General features: G+C 57.4%; 15 protein-coding genes. 8 read left to right on the top strand and 7 right to left on the bottom strand.

Annotation, left to right across the window (positions count from 1 at the left end):
* Positions 1-49: 49 nt before the first annotated feature.
* The 3 genes from GOW56_RS01360 (at position 50) to GOW56_RS01350 (ending at position 2,650) form a co-directional block, all read left to right on the top strand.
* A complete protein-coding gene (locus GOW56_RS01360) occupies positions 50-865 on the top strand; it encodes a sulfurtransferase/chromate resistance protein (RefSeq protein WP_171116033.1) in 816 nt (271 codons plus the stop codon).
* Positions 862-2,115, top strand: coding sequence for a chromate efflux transporter (gene chrA, locus GOW56_RS01355; RefSeq protein ID WP_171116035.1), 1,254 nt, complete (start codon positions 862-864; stop codon positions 2,113-2,115). The genes GOW56_RS01360 and chrA overlap by 4 nt, the downstream gene beginning before the upstream one ends.
* 76 nt (positions 2,116-2,191) lie before the next feature.
* Complete coding sequence (locus tag GOW56_RS01350; protein WP_152457909.1) at positions 2,192-2,650, top strand: SspB family protein; 459 nt, start codon at positions 2,192-2,194, stop codon at positions 2,648-2,650.
* Positions 2,651-2,677: 27 nt separating this feature from the next.
* Here the strand turns inward: GOW56_RS01350 and GOW56_RS01345 are convergent, their stop codons facing one another.
* Positions 2,678-3,241 carry a hypothetical protein gene (locus GOW56_RS01345; protein WP_152457908.1) on the bottom strand — a complete coding sequence of 188 codons (564 nt, stop codon included), beginning with the start codon at positions 3,239-3,241 and terminating at the stop codon, positions 2,678-2,680.
* A 205-nt stretch (positions 3,242-3,446) separates the two neighbouring features.
* Between GOW56_RS01345 and fumC the strand changes: the two genes are divergently transcribed.
* From fumC to GOW56_RS01325, 4 genes are read left to right on the top strand one after another with little or no spacing between them, the layout of a single operon-like run.
* Positions 3,447-4,841, top strand: coding sequence for a class II fumarate hydratase (gene fumC, locus GOW56_RS01340; RefSeq protein WP_171204721.1), 1,395 nt, complete (start codon positions 3,447-3,449; stop codon positions 4,839-4,841).
* A complete protein-coding gene (locus GOW56_RS01335) occupies positions 4,841-5,017 on the top strand; it encodes a DUF4169 family protein (protein ID WP_171116043.1) in 177 nt (58 codons plus the stop codon). The genes fumC and GOW56_RS01335 overlap by 1 nt, the downstream gene beginning before the upstream one ends.
* Positions 5,014-5,235 (top strand): ribbon-helix-helix domain-containing protein, encoded by a 222-nt coding sequence (locus GOW56_RS01330; protein WP_171116045.1) that lies wholly within the window; start codon positions 5,014-5,016, stop codon positions 5,233-5,235. Before GOW56_RS01335 ends, GOW56_RS01330 begins: the two co-directional genes overlap by 4 nt.
* Before the next feature lie 58 nt (positions 5,236-5,293).
* Complete coding sequence (locus tag GOW56_RS01325; RefSeq protein ID WP_171204720.1) at positions 5,294-5,896, top strand: DNA-3-methyladenine glycosylase I; 603 nt, start codon at positions 5,294-5,296, stop codon at positions 5,894-5,896.
* Positions 5,897-5,900: 4 nt separating this feature from the next.
* Here the strand turns inward: GOW56_RS01325 and GOW56_RS01320 are convergent, their stop codons facing one another.
* The 4 genes from GOW56_RS01320 to GOW56_RS01305 all read right to left on the bottom strand — a co-directional run bounded on the left by GOW56_RS01320 (position 5,901) and on the right by GOW56_RS01305 (position 10,219).
* Entirely contained in the window at positions 5,901-6,782 is an 882-nt protein-coding gene (locus GOW56_RS01320) for a fructose bisphosphate aldolase (protein WP_171204719.1), read from the bottom strand.
* A gap of 73 nt (positions 6,783-6,855) precedes the next feature.
* Positions 6,856-8,205, bottom strand: coding sequence for a cytochrome P450 (locus GOW56_RS01315; RefSeq protein WP_171204718.1), 1,350 nt, complete (start codon positions 8,203-8,205; stop codon positions 6,856-6,858).
* Entirely contained in the window at positions 8,202-9,404 is a 1,203-nt protein-coding gene (locus GOW56_RS01310) for a hypothetical protein (protein ID WP_171204717.1), read from the bottom strand. Before GOW56_RS01310 ends, GOW56_RS01315 begins: the two co-directional genes overlap by 4 nt.
* Before the next feature lie 62 nt (positions 9,405-9,466).
* The gene (locus GOW56_RS01305) at positions 9,467-10,219 is read right to left on the bottom strand and encodes a cytochrome c biogenesis CcdA family protein (protein ID WP_152457901.1); all 753 of its coding nucleotides are present in this window, start codon (positions 10,217-10,219) and stop codon (positions 9,467-9,469) included.
* Positions 10,220-10,325: 106 nt separating this feature from the next.
* Between GOW56_RS01305 and GOW56_RS01300 the strand changes: the two genes are divergently transcribed.
* A complete protein-coding gene (locus GOW56_RS01300; protein WP_152457900.1) occupies positions 10,326-10,559 on the top strand; it encodes a sulfurtransferase TusA family protein in 234 nt (77 codons plus the stop codon).
* A 48-nt stretch (positions 10,560-10,607) separates the two neighbouring features.
* On the opposite strand, the gene GOW56_RS01295 is transcribed toward GOW56_RS01300, so the two are convergent.
* Positions 10,608-13,478 (bottom strand): ribonuclease E/G, encoded by a 2,871-nt coding sequence (locus GOW56_RS01295; protein WP_171204716.1) that lies wholly within the window; start codon positions 13,476-13,478, stop codon positions 10,608-10,610.
* A 508-nt stretch (positions 13,479-13,986) separates the two neighbouring features.
* Entirely contained in the window at positions 13,987-15,321 is a 1,335-nt protein-coding gene (locus GOW56_RS01290; RefSeq protein ID WP_171204715.1) for a sigma-54 dependent transcriptional regulator, read from the bottom strand.
* Positions 15,322-15,324: the final 3 nt, after the last annotated feature.

Genomic DNA, 15,324 nt, shown 5'->3' with positions numbered 1-15,324 from the left:
GGCGACAGCCCAAGTTTCGCATGTATCCGCGGTCACAAGGAAACATGCTATGGCATCGCCCAACTCTATTTCTCCCAAACAGCTCCTGCGTCTGATTGGTACTCCGAACGTGCCCGTTCTATTCGACGTCTGCCTGAATGACGATTTTGAAGAAGATCCCTATCTGATCCCCGCATCAATCCGGCACCCGGCCGCAGATCTTCGGGAGCTTTCGTGCAAGATCTCCGATCGCCCAGCCGTGATTATCTGTCAGAAAGGCAAAAAGCTGAGCCAGGGCGTTGTCTCCTGGTTGCGCAGCGAAGGGCATCAAGCCGAATATCTGGAAGGTGGAATGCATGCCTGGCGCGACATGGCCGATGCACCACGTGTGCCCGCAGCACGCATTCCTGATCGAATTGGTGGCCATACGCTGTGGGTCACGCGTCACCGGCCAAAGATCGACAGAATCGCATGTCCCTGGCTGATACGCAGGTTTGTTGATCCCGACGCCAAGTTCCTGTTTGTGGCACCCGGCGAAGTCGAAAGCGTTGCGACTGTTTTCGGGGCGTCACCTTTTGATATCGAGAACACGTTCTGGAGCCACCGAGGCGACAATTGCACGTTTGACACCATGCTGGATGAATTCGGGCTTCACTCCCCTGCGCTGGACCGGTTGGCGACAGTCATCCGGGCAGCGGACACGAACCGGCACGCGCTTGCGCCTGAAGCGGCCGGATTGTTGGCGGTGTCCGTCGGGCTTTCAAGGCAGTATCGCGATGACCATGAAAACCTGAAAGCCGGGATGAATCTTTACGACGCGATGTATCGCTGGGCGCGCGATGGATTTGACGAAAGCCATGACTGGCCCACCGGGCGAACGTCATGACACCGACACTGGCCGAGATTACCAAGGTCTTTGGCAGGATCGGTTTGCTGTCTTTCGGCGGCCCTGCGGCTCAGATCTCCTTGATGCATCAGGAATTGGTAGAACGCCGACCCTGGCTGGATGAACAGACTTACCTGCGCGCCCTGTCTCTGTGCATGTTGCTGCCGGGCCCCGAGGCGATGCAGCTGGCAACTTATGCGGGGTGGCGTCTGCGCGGCGTTGCCGGCGGGCTGATTGCCGGCAGCTTGTTCGTGTTGCCCGGCGCGTTGGTGATTGCGGTTCTGGTCGCGCTCTATTCAGCATTTGGCGATGTTCCCTTGGTGCAGTCGGCCTTCACGGGCATCAAGGCAACCGTCATCGTCATCGTTTTGCAGGCGCTCCGCAATCTTTCGCGCAAGGCATTGAATGATCGCGAGCATCGAACAATCGCAATTCTGTCCTTCCTGGCCATTTTTCTGCTGAACCTTCCTTTTCCGGCGATCATATTCGTTGCCGCAGCCTGGGGGTACGTGACCTTCAAAGGACCCGTAGAAACTCCCACGCGAGAAGGAACACCACATCTGGCGCGGTCTCTGCGAACGATTGCTGTCTGGTTGCCCCTTTGGTTAGGCCCGCTCGTCGCTCTGAGCGTCACAGGCCATCAACTGCTGAGCGATCTGGGGTGGTTTTTTGCCCGGCTCGCCGTTGTAACCTTTGGCGGCGCATATGCCGTATTGGCCTACATGACCCAAACGGTTGTCGACCAGTACCACTGGATCAGCACGGATCAGATGATTGATGGGCTGGGGCTGGCGGAAACGACTCCGGGGCCGCTCATACTTGTCACACAGTTTGTCGCCATGCTGACCGGGCAACTGACCGGCGGGTTCACGCTGGCACTTGCAGCCGGTGCGGTTGCATTGTGGGCGACGTTCGTTCCGTGCTTTCTTTGGATTTTTCTTGCGGCCCCATATCTCGACCGTCTGGCCGCGCGTCCCCGCCTGTCTGCGGCCCTGCATGGAATCACTGCGGCCGTCGTCGGGGTGATTCTCAACCTTTCCGTGTGGTTCGCCCTGAATGTTCTTTTCGAATCAGTGTCTGAAAAATCATGGGGTCCTCTGGCAATCCCCATGCCGCAGATTTCCGCGTTGAATTTTACCGCATTCGGTCTAACTATCCTTGCTGGGACCTTGATTTTTCGACTGAAATTAGGGATGGGAACCGTGCTTGCCCTGATGTCGATTGCCGGCCTGGCTGCACACAATATCTGATCAATCCGGTCGTACCCGCCCTTTCGTTTCCGAACAAAACCCCTATGCTGAGCATAACCACTTTTGAGGATCACACATGTCGCAAGGCATCGATTATGGAAACCTGATGCACACCGCCATGCGCGGCCTGATCAAAACAGTGCTGAAGGAAGTTTCTGAAACCGGTCTACCCGGGGCGCACCACTTTTTCATCACTTTCGACACACGTGAAGATGGTGTGGAAATCGCCGACTGGCTGCGTGAACGATATCCCGAAGAAATGACCATCGTCATGCAGCACTGGTTCGAGAACCTCGAAGTTGGTGACCTCGGCTTTGGCATCACTTTGAACTTTGGCGATGCCCCGGAACCGCTGTACGTCCCTTATTCTGCAATCAAGACTTTCGTGGACCCATCCGTGGAATTCGGCCTTCGCTTCGAAAGCCCGGAAGACGAAATCGAAGAAGATCAAATCATCGAAGACGACATCGAAGTCGAAGAAGAAGAAATACATCACGATGCGGATATCGTATCGCTGGACAGCTTTCGGAAATGAACCTTCAAACCCCGCCCGGCGCGGGGTTTATCGTTTCATCAGGAAAGTCTCGACCGATCGTGATTTTTGACCATCTATGAATCGTGAAAACGCGAGGTTCAGCCCGCCTTGGGCAAGCGTGCGGTCGAATTGCTGCAACTCATATCCTCCGTCCTCGTCAATGAACAAAGAGAACACGGTTAGTGTTTCGTCGACGATGCGGCCCCATACAAATGGCTCGCCCTTCATCGGGTCCAGCGGGACTTCGTGACCAAAGACATTGCGTTTCATCGCCGCCGAAAACACATCCGGGCGGTCTGACGGAACAAAATCAATCGAGAACTTCTGTTCCTTTACGCGTCCATCCAGTTTGTATGTCGTCGTCCGCCAACTGACGTTGAAACCGTTCTTGGTCTCGACGATGGAAACGCTCATGTCACGGGGCGTTGTCGTGCCATCCGCGTCCACGACTTCGGCTGAACCGATATAATCTCCTATGAACGGTGTAATGTCTGCCGCGCGAGCCGCTGCGCTCAGAACCGACAGCCACAAAGCGCAAACTGCAAGTATCGCGACTGCTTTTTCAAGCGTAAAGCGATGGAAATTTGGCATTTTGTCCTCCATGGCGTCTATTGCTCTATTGTAGCCCAGAGGTATCCGCAAACAATGCACATTCCCCGCCAATAACGATTAAAGTGACGCACCCCGCGCCTATACCTTTGACGCCCTTAAGTTTAAGGTGCGCGCAACTGGCCGATTGCGTCACGGCGTGGCTGCGGCTAAACGGCATACAACTGCATACCAGACGGAGTGACCGATGTCTCAAACCCGCACAGAATCCGACAGCTTTGGCCCGCTCGAGGTTCCTGCCGACAAGTATTGGGGCGCCCAAACGCAGCGCTCGATCATGAACTTTCCCATCGGCTGGGAAAAACAGCCGGTCGCCATCGTGCGCGCGCTGGGCGTAATCAAGAAAGCCTGCGCCATGGAAAACAAGGCAACGGGCAAGCTTGACGCAAAGATAGCAGATGCGATCATTCAGGCCGCAGGCGAGGTGATCGAGGGCAAGTTCGACGACAACTTTCCGTTGGTCGTGTGGCAGACGGGTTCGGGCACCCAGTCGAACATGAATGCGAACGAGGTCATCGCCAACCGAGCCATCGAGATTCTGGGCGGCAAGATCGGATCCAAAGACCCGGTACACCCGAATGACCACTGCAACATGGGGCAATCGTCGAACGATACTTTCCCAACCGCCATGCATATCGCAACAGCGATGAGCGTACGCGATGTGCTGCTTCCCGGCCTTGAAAAACTGGCGTCCGGTCTCGAGCAGAAGGCCGAGGAGTTCAAGGACATCATCAAGATCGGCCGAACCCATACACAGGACGCGACACCGCTGACCTTGGGTCAGGAGTTCAGTGGCTATGCCCACCAGATTCGTCAGGGAATCGCACGCGTACATGCGGCGATGCCGGGGATTTATGAACTGGCCCAGGGCGGAACGGCCGTTGGCACCGGCCTGAACACCCAGCACGGCTGGGACAAAGCCGTCGCAGGCCATATGGCCCAAATCACCGACCTGCCCTTCGTGACGGCGCCGAACAAGTTCGAAGCGCTGGCCGCCCATGATGCCATGGTCTTCCTTTCGGGCGCTTTGGCGACGATTGCCGGCAGCTGCTACAAGATCGCAAACGACATTCGTTTCCTGGGCTCCGGGCCTCGTTCCGGCCTGGGTGAACTGATCCTGCCGGAAAATGAGCCCGGCTCGTCGATCATGCCCGGCAAGGTAAACCCGACGCAGGCCGAAGCGCTGACGCAGGTCGCCGCGCATGTGATGGGCAACAATGCAGCGATGAATTTTGCCGGGTCGCAAGGGCATTTCGAATTGAACGTCTACAATCCGATGATGTCCTACAACCTGCTGCAATCGATCCAGCTGTTGGGGGATGCCACCGACAGCTTTACCGAGCGGATGCTGATGGGCATCAAAGCGAACGAGCCGCGCATCGACAAGCTGATGAAGGAATCGCTGATGCTGGTCACGGCGCTTGCCCCTACCATCGGTTATGACAATGCGACCACCGTTGCGAAAACCGCCCACAAGAACGGTACCACGCTCAAGGAAGAAGCCATCGCGCTGGGCTTTGTGGACGAAGCGACCTTTGATGCCGTCGTCCGTCCCGAACAGATGATCGGCCCAAGAGACTGATGGGCAAGCCGGTCAATCTGAACCGGTATCGAAAAGAAAAAGCGCGGACCGAAAGAAAGGCCCGCGCTGACCGGAACGCCGTCGCGTTTGGGCGTACAAAAGCTGAAAAAGAAGTCGTGAAGCTTCAACAGAAAAAACAAAAGCGCGACCTCGACGATCATGAGCTGGACGAATGAGCGGCCGTCCTGTCAAACGCTCTTTGACCCTGCAAGGACACCGAACCTCGGTATCACTCGAGGATGAATTCTGGCGTGCTTTTCGCGAGATCGCTCAGGAACAAGGCAAGCCAATCAATGTCTTGGCGGCCGAAATAGATGTGGCCCGCGACCCGGAAACGGGTCTTGCATCGGCCATACGCGTCTTTGTGCTGAACTGGTTCCGCAACCCTGATTGAGACTTGTCACGCCCTCGCCTCGACGTGTAACGTGAGCGGGAACAAAAAGGGTACAACCATGAGCGACACCATTACCGGGCCGGATGGGCAGCAAAGATGCGCATGGTGTCAGGCCGCGCCCGAATTCTTTGAATATCACGACAATGAATGGGGTTACCCTGTCGGCGACGACCAACGGCTGTTTGAAAAACTGTGCCTCGAAAGCTTTCAGTCAGGTCTGAGCTGGCGAACGATCCTGAACAAGCGCGAAAACTTCAGGAAGGCTTTTTGCGGGTTTGATTTCAACAGGATGGCCACGTTTTCTGATGCAGATGTGGAACGGCTGCTACAGGATTCCGGGATCATCCGTCATCGCGGCAAGATTGAAGCGGTGATCAACAATGCGCGTTGCGCGCAGGACCTTGTGGCGGCCGAAGGATCTCTGGCGGCCTATGTCTGGCGTTACGAGGCTGAAACGCCTCCGCCTCCGCAAACGGCGTCCACATCGCCCGAGTCGGTGGCCATGTCGAAAGATCTCAAGAAACGGGGGTGGAAGTTCGTTGGCCCTACAACCGTGTTTGCGTTCATGCAGGCCATGGGGCTGGTCAATGATCACGCCGAGACCTGCATCGGCAGAAAAAAAGCGGCACAGTTGCGCCGCTCTTTCGTCAAACCTGTCTGAAAGGTTAGACCGAGGCTTCGTAAATCTTGTCGATGTTGCCACCCAGCGCCGCGTTGAATTCGGCATCTGACTGCTGCTTCGACAGGCCTTCGGTCAAGGCCCGCGAGAAGGATGCAATCATCTTGCCATTCCGGCCCAACAGATCACAGGCTTCTTCCGTCGAATAACCGCCCGACAGGGCCACAACGCGCAAGACCCGCGGGTGGTCAGCCAGCGCGTCATACAGGTTTGCCTTTGTCGGGATCGTCAGCTTCAGCATCACTTCCTGACCCTCGGCCAGTTGATCGAGGTTCTTGAGGATTTCAGCCTTCAGGATGTCTTCCGCCTCGGCCTTGGTTGCCGAATGGATGTTCACTTCGGGCTCCACGATCGGAACCATACCGGCATCGGTGACTTCGCGGGCGACGTCGAACTGTTGCGCAACCACCGCCGCGATGCCGTCGGCATTCGCTTCGTGAATGACCGAGCGTTCCTTGGTGCCGAACACACCATCGGCCTTGGCCAGGGTCTCGGCCAGACCGGGGATCGGTTTCATCATCTGAACGCCATTTGCCTGTTCTTCCAAGCCTTTGTCGATCTTCAGGAAAGGCACGATACCTTTGACCGACCACAGGTAATCGGCAACCTTGCGGCCTTCGATCTCTTCGCCCAGGGTACGTTCGAACAGGATTGCACCAATCACTTTGTCCTTTGTGAAATCGTCGGCCAGAATGATGCGGGCACGCATCTTCTGGATTTCACCGAACATCTCTTCGTCTGAGTTGTAGTCGGATGCCTCGACACCATACAACGCAAGCGCTTTCGGGGTTGATCCGCCGCTTTGATCCAGTGCCGCGATAAAGCCCGTGCCGTTGATCATCTGCGCGCGCTGTTCTGCTTTGGACATATTGTTTTCCCGTTCAATGATGATTCCGATGTTCTTCCCCGCATACAACAGGGCGTGAACCGATGGTAGGTTGTTAGCGCTCAAACAGGCGCAACCATATGCCATCTTTGGATCGAACCGTCAGATGCGCGACCGGAACAGGTGTTTTTCCCGGGATTGTTTCGAACCTGAAACGGCTCAAGAGCATCGACAGGATCAGCGGCCCTTCGACCATTGCAAACCCGGCCCCGGTGCACACTCGGGGGCCCGCAGAGAACGGGATGTAAGCGTCGCGCTGGCAGCGCTTGCCGTTTTCCGTGCCCCAACGCATAGGATCAAAACCATCCGGATCGTCCCACAAACGCGCCTGACGGTGCAAATGCCACGGGCTGATCACGATTTGCGCGCCAACCGGCACATCCCGGTTACGGAACCGTTCGGGGCGCGTGGCCTCGCGAACCATCATGGGCACCGGAGGATAAAGGCGCAGCGCTTCGCGAAACACATCCCGGCTGATCCGGAGTTTTGAAACACAGGCAAATGAAGGATCATCCAGAACGGCGGCTTCATCTGCAACCTTCTGTTGCCATTCCGGGTAAAGGGCCATCAGGTACAGCGTCCAGGCCAAGGCTGACGCACTGGTTTCATGCCCGGCAAGAAAAAAGATCGCTACCTGATCAACCATCTCGTCGGGGTCGAAGAACTGTCCGGTTTCGGGATCAGCCGTCGTCATGATCTTGGTCGCAAGATCATCAGGTGCCGTTCCGTCCTTGATGGCCTTTGCGCGTGTTCCTGTCAGTTCGGCAATCAGCGCCCTGATATCCCGCGCGTTTTGTTTGGTCGCCCTGGAATGAAACCGGGGCAGCCACTTTGGCAATGGAACAAAAGCCGCGAGATTCAGCAAAGGTTGCGCGCGTTGATAGGCCCGGAACTTTTCAAACACCTGGCTGGCGATAGCGTTTTCGATGGGAACGGAAAACAGGGTGCGGAATATGACGTCCGCCGCGGCGTGGCTTGTCTGTTCTTCGAATTCGAGTTCCCCGCCGACACAAGGTCGCAGCCGTTCCACACATGCCTCGGCAGCGGCCAGCATGGCCGGGAATGTATCCTTCAGACGCCCGCCTTCGAACGCCGGATCGATAATCCGCCGCTGTCGTTTCCAGACCTCGCCATTGGTCAGAAACACCGAATTGCCAAGCAACGGCCGCAGGCCTTCGCTTATCCTGCCGGACTTGGGGAAATCGTCAGGCCGTTTCCTGAGAACGGTTTGAATCAGGTCCGGTTGATTGATCAGGAACGATCGGAAGAACGGGGTTTTGAATTCTGCCATCCACGCGCGATATAACCGGGCTGGCTGCGCCGACAGCAGGTCATGTCTGAACAGTTTCAAATAGCGCAGCAAAGAAACCTTATCAGGGCGCGGGTCTGGCTTGGGCGGGGTCATGGGCGTACCGAGGTGAACTTGGAGACAGGCGTCTCGATACGGCTGCGCGAAGCCTCTCGATCCGCAAACCTTTGCCCCAGCGTCAACGGGCCAACCGTTATCCGGAAATAATCATAGCTTTCCGGCTTGTCGAAGGCGCAAAGGTACTGAAAATGAAGGCGAAAAAAACGCCATCGCAGAGCTTTCCAGCGTTCCGGAGACAAGGTTTGCGAAAAAGCCGCCGACAGGACCAGCGGCCAGCGTTTATCAGCATCGGCCACCCCCGTGACCGCAACCGGATCGCAAAGCGCAAAGGCGCAGCCATCACCGGGGGCCGAGACATCGATCCAGCTGAGCTCGGACCGCGTGGACAGGAAATGCAGATCGGACCGCAAATCGTGTGCCTGGGGCAGAAACGAGACCATGGGAACCACCTGTCCCAGACTTAGAAACGACAGCACCGCGCCTTGCTCGTGCACTTTCGTTTTTCGGACCAGCTCGGCCAGAACAGACACCCCCAGATGCGCGCCCGAGCTGTGGCCAACGACCAGCACCTCATCCACATCGGAATTCAACGCGTCTTGGATCGCTTCACGAAACGAAGACAACCTTTCCCGCAGCTCGACCGGCATTTGCCCGCTCAACTGCGCTGAATAGGCGTAATCATGCATCAGGTAATACGCAAACAGCCGGTTATCGACCTTGCGAAACCACAGCAGTAACGCGACGGCGATGGCCGCTCCGGGGAATACCCCCCACCAACCAGCCATGGCTATGCATGCCCATGCCACCGCAAGCGCGATCAGCAGCTGAGACACCAACATCGCCACTGGATACAACGCCGCGATCACCGGGCCCTTGCGCAATCGCATCAGACGCCACAACGTACCGGTTGATACGTAAATCCACGCCGTGCGGGCCAATTGCCAATAGGTCGCCGGGATCGAGACCGACATGCTGTCGCGCACGATATCGGACCACACCAGAACCTCGAATTCCGTTTCAACAGTCAGCCCATCTTGTTCCGAGGTCACACGCCAGCCGAAACGTCCCTCCGTTGTCTTTTGGGATATGGCGATCTCGTACCCCGAGATCCGGGCCTGCTTCTGCGATTCACTGCGATATAGCTCGCGATATCGCCGGGGCGGCATCGGATCATAGCCGGGTATATAGAACACCCGACGTCTGCGCACCTGCGGCTGATTTGTGTGACTGCTCATGCCCTTACCTTCTGATGCGCAGGTTAACGCAGGCTTGAAGCCAAGGTAAGAGGGTCAGTTGATCACCCGAAATTTGCCAGCGCCGGAAAAGTCTCCAGCAACCACCAGCTGAAACGGGTGAAAAGCCCGGTTATCAGCATGATGCCCACAAACAGCAACAGCCCGCCCATGATCTTTTCGATCGTGCCCATATACGGTTTGATCCGGTTCATCACGGTCATGGAGCGATTCAGGAACATAGCTGCCAACAAAAACGGAATACCCAAACCCGCAGCGTAAACCCCCAGCAGAAACGTGCCACGCGCGACAGACGCTTCGTTCGCCGCCAGTGACAGGATCGCACCCAGTTGAGGCCCAATGCACGGGGTCCAGCCGAATGCAAAAGCTAGGCCAAGGATGTAAGCGCCAAAGACCGACCCACCGGAATCACCGGTTTCAATCCGTGCTTCGCGATCCAGAAAAGGAATCCGGAAGACATTCAGAAAGTGAAGGCCAAAGACGATGACAACGGCACCGGACAACTTGGCGAACAGCACCTGGTTTTGCAGCACAAACGCGCCAAAGGCCGATGCGGTAAAGCCAAGCAGCAGAAACACGGTCGACAGGCCCATGACAAAGAACAGCGCCGACATGGTCGCCTTGCGCCGCGCGCGGGCCTCGTCCTGCATCTCATGTATGGTAACGCCGCTCATATACGCCAGATAAGGCGGTACGATTGGCAATACGCAAGGCGACAGAAAGCTGATCAGGCCACCCAGCAGCGCGACGAACATGGCGGGCAGCAGTCCCGCGTCTATGATTTCGATTCCGAACATGTTTCTGCACATATGTGATGAAGAGCGATCCGTCACGGGGCCAAACAGTCACATCCTCGTGCTCGGAATCTGGACAATATTACAACTGCGCCCTATCCCGAAAATCATGTCAGAGATTACAGATACCCTGGACGCTTTGGGCCTGTTGTGCCCCTTGCCCGTCCTGAAAGCCCGCAAACGACTGAAATCCATGCCGGAGGGTGCCGTTCTGCGGGTGCTGGCCGATGATCCTGCGGCCATCGTGGATGTTCCGCATTTCTGTGCCGAGGCCGGGCATACACTGCTTTCGCAGGACACTGACGGCGCACATCAGATCTATCTGATCCAAAAATCCAGCTGACCTTCGTTGCAGGTCAAAAAAGGCGGGCCGATCAGCCCGCCTTTTTCATTAACTTCCCAGCGACCACCAACCGCGTCGTTTGGGCTTGGCGGGTACGGGTTCAGGCTCTTCCGCCACGCTTTCAAGCACCGGCTCGGGCGTTGCTTCTGCTGGCCAGTCTTCGGCAGGATCTTCGGCTTCTGCAACGTCAGAGGCTTTTACAGCTTCCGCAGATGGCTTTTCCGCCTCATCCGCTTCTTCAACCGCTTGTGCCGCATCCACACCGTTTGCAGGTTGCTCTTCCGACGGCGGAGCGTCAGCCTGGGCTTCGGCTGGTTCAGCGGCCTCCTCAACCGGCTCTGCCACGATCTCTGCGCTTTCGCCCGCGATGCTCTCGCCGGTTTCCTCGGTTGCCGGCTCTTCCGTTGCAGCGTCGGCCGTCGTGGCGGATGGCTCTTCAGGCTGATCCGCAACTTCTTCGGCAACCGCATCTTTCTTGCGACGGCGCGGGGCGCGTTTGCGCTTGGGCTTTGCCGGCTTTTCTTCCTCCGAAGCCTCAGCTTCAGCCGGCTCAGCGTTTTCGACGTCAGGCGTATCGCTCTCTGCGTCTTCCTGTGCTGGCGCGTCACCCTCTTCCGCGGCCTGCTCTGGCGTGTCGCCATTGCCCGAACCTTTCTTGCGACGACGACGACGGCGCTTGCGCTTGGGCTTTGCCTCTTCTTCGGTCTGAGCGATTTCCTCTTCGGTCTCTTCCGCGTCCGATGAATCGACAAGATCCATCAGCGACGCATCGACAGAAACAACAGGCGCCGTGGCCTCGGGAACAATCCGGCTGGCCGTCTTGAACTTCTCCATCGAGAAGTCCGGGCTGACCAAATGGATATCCCCTTCGATCCTCACCGAAAGCCCATAACGCGCCTCGATCTGCGCAATATGCTCTCGCTTCTGGTTCATCAGGAAGTTGGCGATGCTGACAGGGCAGCGCACCAGGACTTCGCGCGAACGGCGGCGGGTGCCTTCTTCTTCGATCTGACGCAGGATCGACAAGGCCATGTTGTCGTCCGAGCGGATCAGACCGGTGCCGTGACAGGCCGGGCACGGCTGTGTCGTTGCCTCGATCATGCCGGGGCGCAGACGCTGACGGCTCATCTCCAGCAGACCAAAACCCGAAATACGACCAACCTGAATGCGGGCGCGGTCCGTTTTCAGTTTGTCTTTCAAACGCTTTTCGACAGCCGAGTTGTTCTTGCGCTCGTCCATGTCGATAAAGTCGATGACGATCAGACCGGCGAGATCGCGCAGGCGCAGCTGACGCGCAACCTCTTCAGCGGCCTCGAGGTTGGTCTTGAGAGCGGTTTCCTCGATCGAACCTTCCTTGGTGGCCCGGCCCGAGTTCACGTCGATCGCCACCAGTGCTTCCGTCACGCCGATCACGATATAGCCACCGGATTTCAGCTGTACGGTAGGATTGAACATCCCGGCCAGATAGCTTTCCACCTGATAGCGCGCGAACAGAGGCAGCGCATCTTCGTACCGTTTCACGTTTTTGGCGTGCGACGGCATGATCATCTTCATGAAGTCCTTGGCGATGCGGTACCCGCCCTCGCCTTCGACCAAGACCTCGTCGATATCACGGTTGTAAAGATCTCGGATCGACCGTTTGATCAGATCACCTTCTTCATAGATTTTTGCCGGCGCGATGGATTCCAGTGTCAGCGCCCGGATCTGCTCCCACAAACGCTGGAGGTATTCATAGTCGCGCTTGATCTCGGATTTGGTTCGCTTGGCCCCGGCAGTTCGAATGATCAAACCTGCCCCGGTCGGAACATCGATATCCGTTGCGATTTCTTTCAGCTTTTTCCTGTCCGCCGCGTTGGTAATCTTGCGGCTGATGCCACCACCACGTGCGGTATTGGGCATCAGAACGCAATACCGTCCTGCCAGCGAAAGATAGGTGGTCAGCGCAGCACCCTTGTTTCCGCGCTCTTCCTTGACAACCTGCACCAGAAGGACCTGACGTACTTTGATGACTTCCTGAATCTTGTAACGACGCGGGCGCGGTTTGCGCGGCGGACGAATGTCTTCGCTGTCATCATCATCAGCAACCGATTCAATCGATGCGTCTTTTGATGCAGCGTCTGTGCTTTTGGTTTCGTCAACGTCCTCATCAGGGTCTTGTTCATCATCCGCAGCTTCAACAGGTTCTTCTGCTTGCTCCGGCTCGGATTGGGCTTCATGCCCTTCCGATTGAATGTCTTCAACGGCTTCCACTGGCTCTTCGGCCTGATCCTCCGCGTCGTCGTCCGACACCACGACAGCCTGTTCAGTGGCTTCCTCGGCAACGTCGTCTAGTGCTGCCTCATCCGATGCGGTTTCGGTTGCTTCTTCAGTGGCCGGCGCGTCATCGTCAACCGGCTCCTCTACCGGAGTTTCAGCGACGACTTCCATCGGCGACGTTCCTTCCGGAACCTCAACGCCTGCTTCTTCACCCTCGTCCAGATCGATGGTTTCCATGCCGGTTGGTTCGGTCGAAACCTCCATCGTTTCAACCGGATCATCCGATTTCACGTCAGCGGCCTTCGCGCGAGACCGGGTCCGCCGCTTCTTGGATTTGGCCTCCTCAGCCTCATCCCGCGCCTTCATGGCCTCGGCATAGGCGCGCTCTTCCTCCATCAACGCCTCACGGTCGGCGACGGGGATCTGGTAATAATCCGGGTGAATTTCAGAGAATGCCAGAAAGCCATGCCGGTTCCCGCCATAATCCACAAAGGCCGCCTGAAGCGACGGCTCAACCCGCGTTACTTTTGCAAGATAGATGTTGCCGGCAAGCTGGCGTTTGTTTTCGGATTCAAAATCGAACTCCTCGACCTTGTTTCCGTCAACCACCACGACGCGGGTTTCCTCCGCGTGGGTGGCATCGATAAGCATTTTCTTAGCCATTTGTCCTTGGTGCACCGCGCCAAACGCGTTGTCCTGACCTGTCCAGGCGGACAGGCGCTTTTGGGGAGGTGTCTTGTCAGGGCGATATCAGACGGCGCGCGGCAGGGTCTGGCGCTGTGGCCCCCTGCCCGTTCTCTCAATCGTTGCGCGCGCGTCATCGCGGTTCTTCTCCGACAGGCGCGTCTGAACGCAGCCTGCCCATTTATTCCTTTCGCCCAGTGATCCCGGGCTCAGGTACTCCACTGCCCCTTGAGGGGCATAATCGGTCTGCTGAACCGCGAGGTCTTGACCCTCACCAACGGATCAGCAGCGAAACTCAAAGATTCGGGACTTGCAGGCGTCAAAATCGCCCGGCCCGTTCCGACACAATAAAAGCAACCCTGTGGAAAAGACAATGGGCAAACTGCACTCCGCCACCAACCAGCGCAACGGATCCCCTTCATCTGGCCAAAAATATCCCGGGGGAGGCGCCATAGGCGACGGGGGCAGAGCCCCCAAATCGCATCGCTTACAGATAGTCCGAACGCTGAAGGCCGTATTTGGCCATCTTCTCGTTCAGCGTCCGGCGAGGAAGGCAAAGCTCGTCCATGACTGACGCGATAGAGCCTTTGTGCCTGCGCATCGTATTATCAATCAGCATTCGTTCGAAAGCTTCGACATATTCCTTCAGCGGCTTGCCCTCGGTGGTCATCACCGGCTGCATCTCTTCGTGATCGGACATCAACAGAGACGCGATGGTGCCCGAGCCACGGCGCGATTGCAGCACCGCCCGTTCAGCAATATTGATCAACTGGCGCACATTGCCGGGCCATGGCGCCTGCAACAATTGCGCAGCTTCCTGCGCGCTCACCTGGGGGGCATCGCAACCGTATTCTTCGGCAAACTGCTCACTGAGACGGGTAAACAGGGTCAGGATATCTTCGCCCCGCTGCCGCAACGGCGGCATAGTGATGCGCAGCGCGGCCAGGCGATAGAACAGGTCCGGGCGCAGCACGTCTTCCGACGTCTTGCCCGCCTCCTGCAGGTTCGAGATGGCAACGATCCGGGTCTCCGCAGGTGTGCCCTGCTCGTTCATCACGCTCAGCAGCTTGGCCTGCAACGTATCGTTCAACGCTTCCACATCTTCCAGAACCAGCGTGCCGCCACGCGCCTCTTCGATGGCGGGCAGTTGCGCATCTTCGGGCATCATGGGGCCAAACAGGCGCTTGGCCAGTGCGTCTTCTTCAAGCGCGGCGCAGGACACCAGAACAAACTTCTTGCCGGCACGGCTGCCAACGGCATGAAGCGCGTGAGCCACAAGCGTTTTCCCGGTACCGGTTTCACCGTCGATCAACACATGGCCGTCAGCCTGGCCGAGATCCAGAATATCCTCACGCAGCCGCTCCATGACCGGGCTGGCACCGATCAGCTTGTTCATGATCTGGGTGCCGCCGGACAGCTCGCGCCGCAGGGCACGGTTGTCCAGAGTCAGACGGCGCGCATTGCTGGCGCGTTTGGCCAGTTCGGACATCTTGTCGGGGTTGAACGGTTTTTCAAGGAAGTCGAACGCGCCAACGCGCATCGCTTCAACCGCCATCGGCACGTCGCCGTGCCCGGTGATCATGATCACCGGCAAGGTGCTGTCGGCCCCCATCAACTTTTTCAGAAGCTGAATGCCGTCCATTCCCGGCATCTTGATGTCCGAGATCACGATTCCCGGATAATCCGGCCCCAGAACCTTGAGCGCGTCCTCGGCGCTGGCAAAGGTTTCCGTGTCATATCCGGACAAAGCAAGCCATTGGCTGATCGATTGGCGCATGTCCTGTTCGTCATCCACAATGGCGATTTTCATGGCCTGTGCCATAGT

The sequence above is a fragment of the Ruegeria sp. HKCCA0235A genome, assembly GCF_013033235.1.
Taxonomy (GTDB): Bacteria; Pseudomonadota; Alphaproteobacteria; order Rhodobacterales; family Rhodobacteraceae; genus Ruegeria.
Note: the sequence above shows the minus strand (reverse complement) of the source record. Positions and strands in the feature narration are given on the sequence as shown.